The 15787-nt window shown below is 67.9% G+C and carries 11 protein-coding genes; 8 read left to right on the forward strand and 3 right to left on the reverse strand.

Annotation, left to right across the window (positions count from 1 at the left end; translation table 11 throughout):
- Positions 1-34 precede the first annotated feature (34 nt).
- Positions 35-3175: a TonB-dependent receptor gene (locus CVUC_RS10630; RefSeq protein ID WP_096032460.1), complete on the reverse strand. Its 3141-nt coding sequence runs from the start codon at positions 3173-3175 to the stop codon at positions 35-37.
- Between the two features lie 158 nt (positions 3176-3333).
- Here CVUC_RS10630 and CVUC_RS10635 point away from each other — a divergent pair, with 158 nt between their 5' ends.
- From CVUC_RS10635 to CVUC_RS10670, 8 genes are all read left to right on the forward strand, one after another.
- Positions 3334-3852 (forward strand): RNA polymerase sigma factor, encoded by a 519-nt coding sequence (locus CVUC_RS10635; RefSeq protein WP_096032459.1) that lies wholly within the window; start codon positions 3334-3336, stop codon positions 3850-3852.
- The gene (locus tag CVUC_RS10640) at positions 3810-4799 is read left to right on the forward strand and encodes a FecR family protein (RefSeq protein ID WP_096032458.1); all 990 of its coding nucleotides are present in this window, start codon (positions 3810-3812) and stop codon (positions 4797-4799) included. The genes CVUC_RS10635 and CVUC_RS10640 overlap by 43 nt, the downstream gene beginning before the upstream one ends.
- A 556-nt stretch (positions 4800-5355) precedes the next feature.
- Positions 5356-7176 (forward strand): hypothetical protein, encoded by a 1821-nt coding sequence (locus tag CVUC_RS10645; RefSeq protein WP_096032457.1) that lies wholly within the window; start codon positions 5356-5358, stop codon positions 7174-7176.
- Positions 7177-7180: 4 nt separating this feature from the next.
- The gene (locus tag CVUC_RS10650; RefSeq protein WP_101685815.1) at positions 7181-8764 is read left to right on the forward strand and encodes a hypothetical protein; all 1584 of its coding nucleotides are present in this window, start codon (positions 7181-7183) and stop codon (positions 8762-8764) included.
- Positions 8765-8826: 62 nt separating this feature from the next.
- Positions 8827-9894, forward strand: a complete 1068-nt coding sequence (locus tag CVUC_RS10655) for a ferritin-like domain-containing protein (protein ID WP_096032456.1) — start codon at positions 8827-8829, stop codon at positions 9892-9894.
- Positions 9895-9906: 12 nt separating this feature from the next.
- Positions 9907-11970: a LodA/GoxA family CTQ-dependent oxidase gene (locus tag CVUC_RS10660; RefSeq protein WP_096032455.1), complete on the forward strand. Its 2064-nt coding sequence runs from the start codon at positions 9907-9909 to the stop codon at positions 11968-11970.
- Between the two features lie 3 nt (positions 11971-11973).
- Positions 11974-13083, forward strand: a complete 1110-nt coding sequence (locus tag CVUC_RS10665; protein WP_096032454.1) for a tryptophan 7-halogenase — start codon at positions 11974-11976, stop codon at positions 13081-13083.
- Positions 13080-13847, forward strand: a complete 768-nt coding sequence (locus CVUC_RS10670; RefSeq protein WP_233279803.1) for a hypothetical protein — start codon at positions 13080-13082, stop codon at positions 13845-13847. The genes CVUC_RS10665 and CVUC_RS10670 overlap by 4 nt, the downstream gene beginning before the upstream one ends.
- Positions 13848-13854: 7 nt before the next feature.
- Here CVUC_RS10670 and CVUC_RS10675 read toward each other — a convergent pair whose 3' ends face one another.
- Together CVUC_RS10675 and CVUC_RS10680 are read right to left on the reverse strand one after the other, a co-directional pair.
- Complete coding sequence (locus CVUC_RS10675; RefSeq protein WP_205685766.1) at positions 13855-14076, reverse strand: hypothetical protein; 222 nt, start codon at positions 14074-14076, stop codon at positions 13855-13857.
- 191 nt (positions 14077-14267) lie between these two features.
- Entirely contained in the window at positions 14268-15764 is a 1497-nt protein-coding gene (locus CVUC_RS10680) for an alpha/beta hydrolase (protein WP_096032451.1), read from the reverse strand.
- Between the last annotated feature and the right edge of the window lie 23 nt (positions 15765-15787).

The raw sequence follows: 15787 nt of genomic DNA on the forward strand, positions 1-15787 counted from the left end.
CGCCGAAACCGGCTCCCACTTTCAGCGTCAAGGTCTAGAACCGGGCGCGCAGGGCGAGGTTGAGCTGTCGTCCCGTATGGACGCGGCTGGCGATCACGCGACTGTGGCGGCCGACATGGGCGTCATAGGCCAGGGCGTCGCCCAGATTGACCACGCCCGTCTCGATCTGAGCCTGCTCGCTGATCCGGTAGCGGACACTGAGATCGGTGGCGAACACCGGTCGGATCCAGAGATTGTCCCAATCCCCCGGCGCTTCCAGCGTATTGTATTCCGACAGCAGCGCCCCGGTGTAACGGGCGTTGAGACGCACGCGCCAGGGGCCGCGTTCGTACACTCCCGCAAGGTTGGCCAGCCAGGCGGGCGCGGACTGCATGGGCGTCGCGCGGCCGAACTCGTCACTTCCCAGGTCCGCCTGCGTCCATTGCCGGCTGACGCTGCCCGACACCTCAAAGCTCGCCGCCGGATCGAAGGCGGGTCGCAGTCGGCGGACCCATTCGGCCTGCAGTCCCCGAACCGTGGCCACACCGCCGTTCTGCGGCGTGATCAGCCGCGCCAGGCCGGGCCTCGGCCGGGGCGCGGCGCCGGTATAGATGCCGCCGCTCTCAAACAGGATGTTGTCGAGGCGCTTGGCCCAGGCCGAGAGCCCCCAGCCGCCGTCGCGCGTGGTCTGAAGCCACTGCAGATCCAGATTGACGGCGGTGATGGCCTCAAGGTCGGGATTGCCCTGGGTCAGCACCTGAGCGCCTTGCTCGTCGGTGGTGAGGGCCGCGCCGCCGCCCAGTTGGTAAAGGGCTGGTCGACTGTAGGAGCGCCACAGTCCGGCGCGCAGGACGCGCCCTTGATCCGGACGCCAGGTCATGAACAGCGAGGGCAGGGTTTCGCCGAACCGGCTGCGGTCGCTGCGCCATTCGCCCGGCTGTTCGCCGGACGCCAGGGCCTTGACCAGCCAGTAGCGGCTGCGAACGGCGGTGTCCTCGCGCCGCACGCCGGCCATCAATTCGACAGCGCCCAGGCGGGCGGTCACCAAGCCATAGGCGGCGAAGACAACCTCGCGGCCGAACTGGCTCCGACAGTTGAGGTTGTTGATCTCGATCTTCCCGCAGCCGTCCAGACTGCCGGGACCGACAGCCCGGTCGAACCAGGCCGCCAGCGCCTGATGATCCACGCGCGGCGCCCGCCAGTCGTAGACGCCGGGCCATACCGCCGGCCAGGTTTCACCGGTCGTGATCCCCAGATCGCGCCAGGTCAGGCCGGCCTGTCCCAGAACCACCGCGAAGGGCGGATTGGTCCAGTTGCGGTTGGTGACCTCGCGCCGGCTGGCGGAGGCCGAGGCGCCCGCCTTGACCGTCAGCGGGCCGCCGTCCAGCCACTCGACGTCAAACGCCGCCTGGACCCTGTCCTGGGCGCTGTGCTGCTCGGTCCGCTGACCCGCGCGACGGGCCAGCAGGCGGGTGTCGGCCTGGTCCAGATCCGCCCGAAGCTCCGGCGTCAGACGGGGGCGGGGAAAGCCGCCCGTGCTGTCGATCAGCAATCCGGCATAGGGGCGAGCGGTTTGTCCCTGGTTGAAGGCGTCGTTCTGGTTGACGCGGATCGAGGCCTCGAGGCGATCGGGACGATCGCTGGTGGCGCGGCTCAAGGTCAGGCGCGGCGTCAGCAGCCACGCGCCCGTTCGCCCCGCCCAATGGCCCGGAACAACGCCGCGCCCCGCCAGGGTCAGGACGGTGAGCCCGACATCGTCGGGATTGGTTTCGTACCAGACGCGGCTGGAGACCTCGCCCAGCGACAGGCGGTAGCCGCCGGCCGGATCCGGCGTCCAACGGCGCGCGCCGCCGACCAGTTGGGTCAGGGTCGAGTTCTGCTCGGTGCGGGACCGCAGATCGACGAGGGTCAGGCTCAAGGAACGGTCATCGGCGGGCCGCCAGTCCGCCGCGATCATCACCGCACGGCTGCGTTCGAACACCTCGGAGACGCCCGTGTTGAGCGCTGTCAGCGCCAGGTCCGCCTCGGGGCGGGTCGGGTCGCGGGGCGCGCCGTAGAAGTTCGGACCGGGCGTCGCCGACCAGGCCCAGGCCCAGCCCTGGTCGTTCTGCGCCGACATCACGCCGGCCATCTCCGCGCTGACCAGCCGCCGCGTGGCGCGCCGCAAGCTGGCGGCGATCCCCAGCTGGTCCTGAGCCCCAAAGCGTCCGGCCATCACCACGCCCTGGCCGCCGCCCCGCCCCGAGGCGTTGTAGCGGCGAGCCAGGTCAGCCGAGCGCGTCCAGGCTGTCATCTCCAGCCAGCGGCGCTTGGCGAAGTCGCCCGCGCGAAACGGTCGGAAATCGATCGCTCCGGCGATCAGGTCGCCCTCCAGATCCGGGCGTCCGGTTCGGTGGATGACCACTTCGGAAAAGCCTTCCGGCGGGATCATGCTCAGCTGCACGCCGCGCGAATGCGGCAGCCCCTGGGCCACCGGCGCGCCTTGCATCAGGGTGACGCTGAATTCGGGATTGAGCCCGCGCAACCCCACGAACAGGCCCTCCCCGCGGGTGGCCGAATCGACGCCGGACACAAAGGACCGTCCGGTGGTCAGCACCGTGGTGTCCGGCAGGCTGGCGATCGCATCGGTCATGTTGCTGATCGCCCGGCCCTCATAGCGATCCCGCGACAGCAGACTGAGAGCCAGGGGGGCGGCCATGGCGTCGATGAAGTCATCGCGCACCGCGCGCGACCCTCGCTGGGGCGAGCGCGCGCCCAGCACCGTAACGGGGGTCACGGCGGTCGGCGGATCGTCGCGCGGCGGAGCTTGACGGGTCACCGGCGTGGCCGGGGCGGCGGCGGCCTTGGGGCGACGAAAGATCACGAAGGTTCGGGCGTCGAGGCGCCGCGCCGCCAGGGGCTGACCTTCCAGAAGGCGCGCCAGGGCGGCCGGCGCGGTCGCGCCGACGTCCGCCGGCAGCGTCACGCGGGCTTGCGGCAAGTCCGCCGCCGAGAACAGGATCTGCAGGCGCCCCTGGTCGGCCAGTCGCCTGAGGGCCTGCTCCAGGGGCAGAACAACGTCTGGGGGCGCGGGGCGCGAAGCGCGGGGCTGCGGCGCCGCAGACGCCTCGACCACCGTCAGCGCCAGCACCGTCCCGAGGCAAAGGCGCCCAAGGTAATCGCCCATCGATGCGCCGCCGCCGCCCGCCAAGGTCATACGGTCCCGTTCATCCAGGCCGCTCCTCTAGCGGCGCTGTGTAATGGCTTTCTGACACTCGCCGCTCTATGCTGGCCGCATCGGCGTTCTCCTGATCGCGCGGCCCGCCGTTGCGGTATCCCGGGCCCAGGACAGGCGCGCAGCGGCGCGGACGCGACGTGATTGATGGAACGGATTTGCTTCAGGACCTGGTCGGCCGCTTTGACGGCCGCTTGCGTCGCTATGTCTCGAAGTATCTGGAACCGGCCGACATCGACGACGCCCTGCATGACATCTATGCGCGCCTGGCCCGCCAGACGATGCGGATACCGCCCCCCAGTTTCAACAGCACCTATGTCTTCAAGACCGCTGATGGCGTCCTGCGCGACCTGCATCGCCGGCGGCGGGTCCGGGACGCGGATCGACACGTGGAACTGACCGACGACATTCCATCGGACACGCCGACGCCGTTCGACTCCGCGCGCTGGCGGCAGAATCTGGACCGGCTGCGTGCGGCGATCCTCACCCTGCCCCGACAGGAGCGTCTCGTGTTGATGATGCACCGGATCGAAGGGCGCAAACTCACCGAAATCGCCGAAAGCCAGCGGATTCCGCTGCGAACGGTGCAACAGCTTCTGGCGCAGGCTTTGGCGCGGTGTCGCGGAAAGCTCAAGGAGGATGGATGGTTCGAGCTGTGACATCCTTCCGCACTTCACGACCGGAGCGGCCCCGGATCGCGCCTTCGGATCTGGCCGCCGCCTCGTCGCTGGTCGAGTCCTGGGCGGCCGAGGAGGCGGGACGAGTCACGTCTGTGGCTCAGCGGCCGGATTCTGCGGAACGGGAAACCGAAGCGGTCTGGGACGCTCTCGGCGCACTCGATGCCGAAGACTTCGGCCTATCCACGCCGGCGCCGGCTCCTCTGTGGCGGCGGCGTGAGGTTCAGATCGGCGGGTTCACCGCCCTGGCGGCATGTCTGGCCGCAGCGGTGTGGCTCCATGGCCAAGGCGACGTCGAGACCTTCGCCACCGGCGCGGGCGAGCGGCGGATCGTGGCGCTCAAGGACGGCTCGCGGCTCGAGTTGAACACGCGCTCGCATCTGGAGGTTCGGATTTCATCCCGCGAGCGACACGTGCGGATGCTGGACGGCGAGGCGCTGTTCATGGTTGCGGCGCGCCCGGACCACCAGCCCTTCACGATCGACGCCGGCGCCGCGCGGATCAAGGTGACCGGCACTCAGTTCAACGTGCGCAAGACCAGCGACCAAACCCGGGTGGACCTGCTGGAAGGCCATGTCGAGGTGCGGAGTCGAGGCGCCGAGCAGGCCTTGCGCCTCGGAGCAGGTCAGGCCGTGACGGTCAGCGCGTCCGGCGCCACGCTGGTTCGCCAGCCGGCCGATCGGGCGGCGGTGAACGACTGGCGCGCGGGCCGCGTGACCTTGACCAGGGCCCGGCTGGACGCGGCGGTCGCCCATATCAACCGCTACGCCCGTAAACCCCTGACTCTGGCGGAGCCGGCTTTGGGCGACCTGACTGTCGACGGCGTATTCGAGGCGCGGGACACGGGAACCTTCGCGCGAGCGGTGGCGAGTCTGCATAATCTCGAATTGAGGGAGCAGCCCGACCGCATCGTGCTTTCAAGGCCATAGAGCTCTTTCCGATCCGACCGCCGTTTCGCGGGGATCGGAAGAGGCTTTGGCGCTCGGCGCCCTAGCGCTACGGGATCTGCCATCCCACACCGGTCGGGGCGCCATCGAAGGCCCCACGAAGACAGCGTCAGCTGGTCCCTGCGGTGTTCGGTGGCGATCCGCAAACACTGTCCGCCCACTGATTAAGGCTGCCGGCCTTTGCGACTTGATCGCAAGGGCGCTCGGTGTTTAGCGACGCCTGACCATGCCATTATATCGCGTATAGACGTTGAATCCTACCTTGACGTGTATTTCGCAATGTGGCTCCCTCTTGGTGAGGGGGCGAGCGATGGTTGAAGAACCGCAATCAGACGCGACGTTTCCGACGTGCGCACGGACCTCGACGGCGTCGCCGCGCCCTTCTGGCTTGCCCCCGCGCAGAGCGCAGCGATGGGGGCAGGGACAGCTGAGATTGTCTCCGAGGCTTCAGGGGCCCGCTCGTCTTGGCCAAGGCGGCGCCCGTCGCCCTATCCGCGCCTGCTGTTCCTAGAACTTCAACCCAGAAGGACGTCGTCCCATGCCTGTCCTGTCCAGCTTCTCGCTTCCCGCCTTTATCGAGGACATCCCGACCGACACCCCTGAGAACAAGGCGCTGAACGCTGAACTGAAGTGGCGCTGGAACGTCAATGTTACGGGCTGGATCGCCCAGGCCATGCCGGGCGCGCCGTGCTATTTCTATGATCCCACGACTACGGACATTCCGACCGGCACGGGCTCCGCGCCTGTGACCTGGAACGCCTTCCCAGGGCGCCTCCAACAGTTCTACAGCGCCAGTCCGCCGAACACGCCGGCCAACCCCTACAAACTGCCCCAGGATCAGATCTACAGCCTCGCCGACACCGGCTATTACCTGACCGGCGACGGCGGCAAGGCGACCTTCCAGAACATCCCGGCGGCGCTGTGCCCCGAGGCCGACTGGACCGGCGACCTGAAGACGTTCGGTCCCTATGGCCCGCGGGGCTGGCTGGACGAGTATTGCGAGTGGAGCGCCGCGCGTGACGCCAATGGCAACCTCGTGCGGATCGACTTTGCCTGCGAGAACCCCGAATACTGGACCACTCTGTGGAAGGTCAGCCCGGAGACCGTGGCCGGCCTCTATCAATCGATCCTCAACTGGGACGCGCCGGCCGAGCGCCAGGTCAGCGTCGCGCTGGAGGATCTGCAACTGAGTGTGGGCGGCAAAGCCGTCATAGATCCGGAAACGGGGCGCCCCGCCTACAATCCGCTCAACAAGTGGAACAGCGGCCCGGTTGCTGTCCGCATCGGCGAGCCGAGCGGCTTCTCGGGTGGCGCTCTCCATCTGACCAGCACGCCCAACACCCTGCAGACCGAGCTTGGCCTGGCCGGCGCCTCGACCGTGCAGTTCTCCAGCGGCAACAGCGACCAGCAGGCCCTGATCTGCTGCGGCCAGTTTGGCCAGGAGTATCGCCACAGCGATCCTCATATCGGACAGTCGGTCAACGCCGTAGTGGCCGGGGCGCTGACCGGCGGCGCGCCGCAGTTGCTGTGCCTGGCCGATCCCGTGGGCCTCTACATCCAGCCGCTGAACAATCCCCTGCTGTTCACCTTCGGACCGGCGATCAACCCCGGCAATCTGCCCGGAGGAGCCCAGGCCAGTGACGTCTTCCAGATCGTGCGCGGCGCGGCTTCGGTCACCGATCCCGTGACCGGCCAGCCGTTCCCCGGCGCCATGATCCTGCACGTCGTCTGTCAGATCCCTTCGGCCTGGCTGGCCGCCTATCCCGATATGACCCTGGCCGACATTCAGATCGGCGGCGCGCCGATCACCTGGGCTGGCCAGGTCGCCACCCAGTTCAATATCGGCCTCTACGCCCGGCCGCTGTCCGCCGGCTCAACGCCGCCGACCGAACAATGCGCCAGCGGCCTGCAGAGTCCGTCGCAGCCGCTGCAGAGCCTGATCTTCACCAGCCTCTGGGACGCCTACTACAACCAGGTCGAGATCGCCCCGACCGGCCAGACCATGTCGCTGGCCAGCAACACCACCTTCATCGCGCCATGCCTGGTGGCGGATGGGCAGGCCAAGGCCCTGACCCTGACGGTGGTCAACCCCTCGCAGCCCTCGCCCCTGCCCAAGGTGGCGGTGCTCCTGGCGGACGGTTCAGGACCGGACCCGGACATTACCGTGAGCGTCGAGGGGACCAGCCAAGCCGACTACGCCGTGCCCGGTAACTCCTATCCCGGCAGTTACACGGCGCTGGCGCTGCAGGTCACGATTTCCCCCAAGGCTGCGGCGGGTCTGCGCGGGGTCATGGTGACCGATCCCTCCGGCGTCAGCAGCAGCCTGCCGGCGGCGCTCTACATCCTGGACGCGGAGTAGATCCATGCGCCGGCTTGGCCTCCCCCGCTCCGCCGTGACCGTCTGCGCCGGGGCCCTGGCTCTGGTCCTGGCCGTGGCCTTGATGGTGATCGGGGAGAGACCGCCGGCGCGGGTGGCGGCCGCCCAGGCCCAGGCCAGCCCCTGCAACGTGTTCGGCGTGCAGCCGGTGACCCTGACGCCGACCCTGCCGACCTCGTTCGCCTCCGCCACCGCCCAGCTCGGGGCCGACTGCATGGCCTGGCAGAGCTTCATCAGCCTCAACTGGGCGGCCGATCCGAACAATCCGGGGCAACCCGACCCCAATGTCCCGGCCTCCAGCTTCGGCGCCCCGGGCGACACCTCGCCCAAGGTCTGGGAGACCTATCTGGAAGCGTCCGCGGTGTTCAGCGCCCCCCAAGGCTCGGCGAAGACCCTTTGGGCGGCCGAGCGGCCGGCGATCAAGTCGCTGGTCCGGGTCTCCAAGCAGGGCGCCACCGACCTGTCGCTCAGCGGCATCAGGCAGGCCGGCGACGGCAAGTGGCTGACCAGCCAGGCAGGACAGCTCACCTATTACGAAGTTCGGATGAACCAGGATGAGTACCAGTTCATCACGACCAATGTCTTCTCGGGCTCGGACCTGACCACCTATGCAGGCCAGGCCGCGTGCGCCGCCGGCCAGAACGGCAAGGGCGGCCTGATCCTGCCCGCCGGCGGCGGCGCCACGGGGGCGACCCTGGACGCCGACTGCCTGGGCAATCCGGCCAAGTACGGGGCCAATGTCGGGGCGATTGAGATCAAGGCCGCCTGGGTCCCGCTGCCCTCGGACCATTCCCTCGACTACCGTTACAAGACCGCTGTCGCCCGGGTCACCAATCCCGATACCGGCCAGACCACCCAGGTCACGGTGGGTCTGGTGGGGCTGCACATCATCCGCAAGGTGCAGGGCGCGCCGCAGTTCGTTTGGGCCACGTTCGAGCAGATCGACAACAGTCCCGATGAGGCCGGCGGGGGTTTCAGCGCGCCCGCCCTTCCAGCCAATCCGCACCAGAAGGCGCTGGGTCGTTACACCTACTTCAACCCGAACTGCACGACGGCGACCGATCCGACCTACAAGTGCCAGCACAACGCCCTGCCGGGGCCCCCGTGCGACGCCAAGGGCCAGCCGGCCGGCTGCTATCCTTATTCGGCGCCGATGCAGATCACCCGACTCGTCCCGGTAGACGCGACTGCGAACGCGGTGACGGGCTATGTCTGGAGCCTGCTGCCGGCCAACTCTGTCTACAACTACTACCGGCTGATCAACGTCCAGTGGCCCAACAGCCCGACCGTCGTGAAGGCGGGCAGCACCGTGCCGCTGCCCAATGGTGACATCACCCCCTCCAGCAAGTCCGGCATCGTCGCCAACACCACCTTGGAGACCTACCAGCAGAGCAAGAACGCCTGCATGGACTGTCACCAGAGCGCGCCGATCGCGACGCCGAAGACCCTCAGAACGGCCCTAGTCGCCGGACGCGGCACGACGAAGGTTCAGCCGAAAAACCTGGTCAAGGGCAGCGCCAGCCTCGCCTCGGACTACTCGTTCGTGTTCGTCAGTGAGACGAGGCGCTAGGGCCAGGGCAATCACTATCTATAGGGGTTTTCCGTTATCAGTATCTTTATACTTGTATTTCCGTGCGGATGTCGCAAGGTGCGCCGATCGGGCGAAGCGGCACCGAGATGGCGCTAGCTAAGAACTGGGCCACTGGCCCGGCGGTTGGGGAAACGATCATGCGGGCCAAACTCGAAGCCATGCCGCCGGTCTGGACGCTGCCCAGGCTGTACCAGCATTTCCAGGGCGCGATCGACCTCGAGCTCTGGACCATTCCGTACTACCTGACGGTTCTCTACTCGATCAAAGACCCGACCACGGTCCCGTACCGCCTGATCCAGGCCGCCGTGTACCAGGAGATGCTGCACGCCCAACTGGTCAGCAACATCGCCAATGCCTACGGCTATTCGCCGACCCTCTCAGCGCCGGAATATGTTGGGACGGCGGTGCCGCACATCGACTTCGACCTCGATACGCCCAACCCAACCAGCATCTTCACGCCCTACAGCGCCGAGCTGGGGCCGCTGGACCTCACGCGCGTCAACACCATGTGCCTGATCGAGTACCCAGAGTGGCGCACCCAGCGCGAACCGGATCTGGCCGATGACGTCACGGAGTATGGCTCGATCGGCGAGTTCTATGACGCTCTGCGCGTGGGCATGGAGCAGCTGCGCGGCCACGTGCGTGGCAACCAGAAGCAGATGGACGAGTTCGGACCGTTCTACCAGAACGGCCCGCCGCTGACGGTCACCGAGTCCGGCGACGCCGGCTTCCTCCAGGCCCTGACCCTGGTGGATATCATCGTCGATCAGGGCGAGGGCCAGACCCAGCCGGTCGAGACCATCCCGACAGAGTTCCAGAACACCGCCGACGGCTTCCAGGACGCTTGGCCGCACTTCCAGCGGTTCGATTTCATCCGTCGGATGCCGAACTGGCCCGAGGTCTACACCGGCGTGACCGATCCGCCGGCCGGCTCCCCCGGCGCCGAGGCCCAAGCGCGGCTGATCGCCGACTTCGCCGGCTTTCTCGACATCCTCAACGGCATGTTCAGCGGCGGCGGGGCGCCGCCCGCGTTTGGCGTGCAGATGGCCAAGCTAGGCGGCGACATCCTGAGCTGCTGGAAGCTCGGGGCCGTTCCCCGTTACTCGTAGGAGCGCATCGCGATGGCGAACCCTGTATTCCGAGTACACCCCGCGATCGGCATCGCGCGCGTCGGCAACAGCGAGGAATTCTATCTCGGGCCAGAGACCATGGCCGGTCTGCCGGTCGGGCCTTCCGTCGACACAGGCGGTCGTGATCTCGACGGCGGCTTGCCGATCCGGGCGGGCACAGAATCGACGATCATCTCCAGCGACGAACTGCGCGACAGCGCCGGCCGCATGAAACGCCAGGCCGCCCGCTTCCGTATCTACCACTATCCCGACCAGACCGGCGGCAAGGAGCGCTATCCCTGCGGCCAGGGCGAAGAGATCGTGATCGGCAGCGTGGTCGGCGGGCGGACCGTCACCGACATCGTCTGGACCGTGCACTTGGCCAACAAGAAGGCCAATTCCTACATGCTCAACGACATGCTGGGCATGCAGGTCTACGACAAGGCCCACGCCAGCGATCTGCACCTGCGCAACGCCGCCGAGGGCGACGATCTCAACAACGCCGCCCGGCTGCGGCGACTGGTGATCGACGCCGGCCCACGCGCCATCCGCGGGGCCGAGGCCAAGGCCGTCCGCTTCGACAAGGCGACGATCGCCAGCCACGCCACCTTGGACGCGGCGATCGAGACTTTGCCGCACTATCCAAAGACCTTCCCTGACGACTCCTTCGCACGGATGTACACGCCCACCGGCGGCATCGAGACGTTGGGCGAACTCCGTACCGACCAGCACGGCCGCCTGCTGGTTCTGCCGGCCTGGGGTCGCGCGGCCGGCTGGCTGCAGGCCGACGGCACGCCGTTTCCGCTGGTGGGTGGTCTTATCGCCCCGGGCGAATATGGCGACGTCAACGCTGACGGCTGGTTCGACGACACGGGCGACGGTCCGGTCTCGGCCAGGATCTGCTTCGACGACGGCGCAGTGGTTGAAGCCGCCCAGGCCTGGGCGATCACCACCGACCCCTCCTACGCCCCCCAGACCCTGAACGTGATCAGCCTCTGGGACGACATGTACGACACCTGGGTGCGTAAGCTAGACCTCGTGCCGGACCTGTTCGACCACCGGTTCAACACCGAATTCGCGCCGCTGTTCGACGACCATCTGAAGCCGATTTTCCGCGCCCCGGCGCTGCAGCGATGGAACACCAACCTCCCGTCGCGGGCCATCGCCGCGCACGATGCGGTCGCGGCCATCGCCGCCGGCGACAAGCCGGGCGACACGATCATGACGGGACTGGCCTATGTCCGGGATCCCAATAACCCCGAGCAGACCAATATCGGCGCCCCGTTCATGCCGCTGTCGATGGGCGACGCCGGCAAGGCGTTTCTGACGGTGACCCGCACCCAGTACTTCTTCCTGGAACAGTGGGACCAGGGGCGCTTCACGCCGGACGCCACCCTGACCTTCGGACCGGGCGAGGCGCTGGACCGGATCGTGCTGGTGAACTGCCTGGGCGGCCGCTTCGCCCCGGGGATCGAGGCGACCTTCGTCATGCGCGATCCCTCGATCTACCAGGCCGACTGGGAAACCTCTGGCGGCGGCCCCTTCCGCCTGCGCGCCCGACGGCTGGACTACAGCCAGGTCCAGGCCAGCCAGCCCTTCCTGACCGTGGGCTACATCCCCATGCATCCGGGGCCGGACGGCATCCGTCCTGCGCCCATGGAGCCGGGTGACGTGACCAAGTTCATGGCTGTGCCCTGGCACACCGACTACAACGCCTGCGCGACCCACAACAGCGCGCCCAACCCGACCAACAGCACCGCCCTCTACTGGTCTTGGCCGGCCCAGAGGCCGGTGCAGGTGCATGTCGCCTCGGACGTCCACAACGGCAAGCTGGGCCCGCAGCGCTACTCGGTCCGCGGCCCCGGCACCACGTCCGACGACCTGGGCGAGACCGGCCGTTTCCAGGATTTGGTGGACATCGTCCGTTATTGGCACCGTATCGGTTTTATCGTCCAGGGCACGGCGATCGACGGCGATGAGCACTACGACCGCGAGATGTTCCTTGAGGTGCAGGGGCAGCTCGACGCGCCGGAGATAACGCCCTGGCCGATGAACTCCCTGACACCGAGCTCCTGAATCGTGGGCGCCCGGTGCGATGTCGCGGTAGTGGGCGCCGGCCCTGCGGGATGCGCGGCGGCCATTGCGCTCAAGCGCCTCGGCGTCGCCTCGGTCCTGCTTCTGGAGGCCGGTGATGGGGCCCGCCCGCGCTTTGGCGAGAGCCTGCCGCCAGACATTCGTCTGATCCTGGCCCAGCTGGGCCTTGCCGAAGCTTTCGCGGCGCTCGGTTTCGATCCCTGCGTTGGGGCGGCTTCGTCATGGGGCGAAGACGGCCTGGGCTACAATGACTTCCTCTTCAACCCGCACGGCCTTGGCTGGCACATCGACCGTGCTCGCTTCGACGCCTTCCTGCGCGACGCGGCCTTGGCGGCCGGGGCGGCGTTGCGCTTCGACACCGTCTTCGACAGCGTCGTGATGACGGGGGACGCGGCGCGGTTGCGCGTGCGTGGGGAGCGCGGCGACGAGACGATCACGGCGGGCTTCGTGCTCGACGCGACGGGACGGGCGGCGCGCGTGGCCCGGGCCCTGGGCGCCGAGCGCATCGAGAGCGATCGCCTAGTCTGCGCTGCGGCTCTGATCCGCATTGATCCGGACGGTCTGTTGGGTCAGCGCTCGCTGCTGGAGGCCGTGGACTATGGCTGGTGGTATGCCGCGCGGCTAAGCCCTGATGAGGCCATCGTCGTCGTCTCGACCGACGCTGACTTGCTGCGCGCGCGCCGCCTGCACCGCCCTGACGCCTGGTATGGACATTTGGCGGCGACGCGCCATGTGGCCGCCGCGTTGGGAACGGCCGCGCCGCCATCGCAGCTCATGGTCCGCCAGGCCCGCTCCAGTCGTCTCAGCCGGGCCGCCGACCAGCGCTGGCGGGCGATCGGCGACGCGGCCTCGGTCTATGATCCGATCATGGCGCAGGGCGTGACCAAGGCCATGATCGAGGGTTTGGCTGCAGCGCGGGACATCGTGCGCCACATGCCGGACGCCGAAGAGGGCCTCGACGCCCGCTTCGCCGACTATCTCAGCCTTCGCGATTATTTCTACGGCCAGGAGGGGCGTTGGCCGGACGCCCCCTTCTGGGCTCGCCGCCGCCGGCCGCAACCAGCCGTTCGAACCCTTTGGGAGGTTTCCGCATGAACGCCCCGACACCCTGGCCGATCGTCGACACGCCCAACACCCATGGCATGTTCATGCTCGGCACGACGACCCTGTACCTTTGCCACATGCCGATGTTCTGCAAGGAGGACCACCACTACCAGATGACCTTGCAGGTCTCGCTGGACGCCGCCTCCATGGCGACCTACCTGGCCGACAAGGCCGGGAACCCCGGTTCGGCCTACAACCTGATCAACCTGGACACCTGCCAGTTCACCCTGCCGGACCTAGCGACCGGCGCGGTGACCACCTATCCGGCGATCATCTATCGCGACTACTCGAATGACGGCGGCGGCACGCCCTCGAATCCGATCGTCCAGTCCGCGACGGTGACAGTCGAGCGGGTGCTGTATTATCGCGCCTTCGACCAGAACATCCCGCGGCCGGATAACCTCAGCTACATTCTGTTCGGCGACGGCCAGCAGGCCCACCTCGACCACTACATCGCCGCCGATCCCGACTTCCAGCACCTGCTTACCCTGCCGGAGGCGCCGAACTGGCTGTCAGTGACCCAGCTGAAAGCCGGAGTGCTGGTGACCTTCCCGCCGCCCAGCACGCCGATCGGCTGTTCGTCGCCCCTGGCGCCCGGGTCCTACCAGGTGCAGTTCCAGGGGATCGCCACAGCAACGGTCCCGCTGCAGGTGGGCGACACCTTCTGGTACAGCACCGGCAACATGCTCAACATGAATGATCCGTGCGCCTCCCAAGGCGCCATGGCCATGGGAGAGCCTGTCGCGGTCGCCTGACAGAGCGTTATCGATCCGGTCTGCTTCGCCGGGTGTCAGCGGCTGTGACAGCCGCGTGGCCCTCGCCCATCTTGCCTAGGTTGACCGCGAAATTGATGTAGCGGTTTTCCAGGTTGAAGAACTGATCGTAGGCGCTGTTGAGTTTATTGGGGTTGGGCCCGGTCGGCGCGACCAGGTCGTCCAAGCCGGACGCGGTCGGAATCTTGCCGATGAAGACCTGGTAGGCCATCGCCGCCACAAACAACAACGGGACCGTTCTCGATATAGTCGGAGCCCGAGACCAACATCACAATCTGAGCCCGCATCGCGCTCACCCAGTCAGCCCAAGGGCGCCAAAAGCGGTGCTACAGTCCCAAGGTCGCCGCAGGAGGTCGCCCGTCAGGCGGGGCAAGACGTGGCTGGCGTCACGCGCCAGGTCCGTTACGCCAGACTGAACCGCGGCGGCGGCAGGCTGAGGCGGGTGTCGGAAACGGCCTCGCCACGGAAGAAGCGAACCAGCAGGTCCTGGACCTCGGGGTGGGCCTCAAAGACGTTGTGGCCGGCGTTCTCGACGATCACCCGGGACTTGCGACGGAACTGCGCCGCCACCTCGTCCTGCTCCGACATCGGCGTGCGGCCGTCCAGCGTGCCGGCCAGCAGCAGGGCCGGATGGTCGATGCGCAGCGGCGCGCGGAAATCCTCGCCCAGGTCGACGCCCGGCACCGCGCCCAGCAACTGCGGCATCGGGAAGTTGAGCGCCTCGCCCAGCACAGCGGTTTTGGCCTCCCGCCGCACCTGGGCCAACCGGCGCGGCGAGATCCCCGACGCCAGATCCATGGCTTCGGGCATGCCGGCGATCCCCAGCAGGTTGGCGAACTCGTTCGCGAACCGCGTCAGCACCTCGGTCCTGCCGGCGTCGAGCGCCAGATAGAGCCCTGGCAGCATGACCAGCGTCTGGGGATTGGCGATCAGGCCGCCCGTCATCAGCTGGATGGCGAAGCCCCCGATCCGCAACGTCACGGGCGCGCCGTTCAGGGTGGCGGTGATCGCCACGGGCGCAGCTTCCAGCTTGGCGTGCACCCGGCGCATGAGGGCGGGCAGGTCGGGGATCGCCGCGCGGACGGCGGGATCGGCCGCCAGAAGGCCATCCACCTGGCGCAGGAGGGTGTCGACCGCCGCCGGGCGCTTGACCGTCTGGTCCTGTCCCTCAAGGCTGGCCAGCGCCACGCGGCTCACCCGGTCGCCGTGTCGCTTGAGCATGCTCAGCGCCAGGTGCGTGCCATAGCTGATGCCCCAGAGATCGACCTTGTCCGCGCCCAGATGGCGTCGAAGATCGTCGATGTCGTCGGCGTTCTGTTCGGTGTTGTAGCCGGTCATGGCGATGCCGGCCTTGGTCCAGTCGGCCCAGGCGTTCTGGAAGTCCTCGCGGAAATAGGCGGTCAGTCCCGCCTGGGTGAACGCCGGCGGCGGGCCCTTCGAGACGGGCCGCTCGGGAATGTGGTTGGACAGGCCCGTGCCCCGCTGGTCGAAGGCGATGACGTCGGCCACCTCGCGCAGGGCCATCATGATCGGAAAACGCGGTCCGGCCAGCGCGCGTGTCGCCAAGCCGCCCGGCCCTCCAGCCAGATAGACGATCGGCGGTCCCGGCTTGGCCGCCGTCGAGGCGAACCGCACATAGCTGAGCCGGATCTTCCGCGACCTGGGATCGCGGCGGTCCTCGGGGACCTCGAAGAAGCCGCGCTCGGCGTCGGTGTCGCGGCCCTGGAAGCCCTTGAAGCGGAAGGGACCGGCCTGCGTCGGCGCGGGGGTCTGGGCGAACGCCAGGGTCGGAAGGGCCAGGGCCGGAACGGCGAGACCGGCGGCGGCGAGCAAGGCGCGGCGATGAAGCGATGTGTGGGTCATGGCCACACCCAAGACCCTGGCCGCGCCCTTCGCCACGCCGCTTCGGTCAATGGCGCCCT

The sequence above is a fragment of the Caulobacter vibrioides genome, from assembly GCF_002858865.1.
Lineage (GTDB): Bacteria > Pseudomonadota > Alphaproteobacteria > Caulobacterales > Caulobacteraceae > Caulobacter > Caulobacter vibrioides.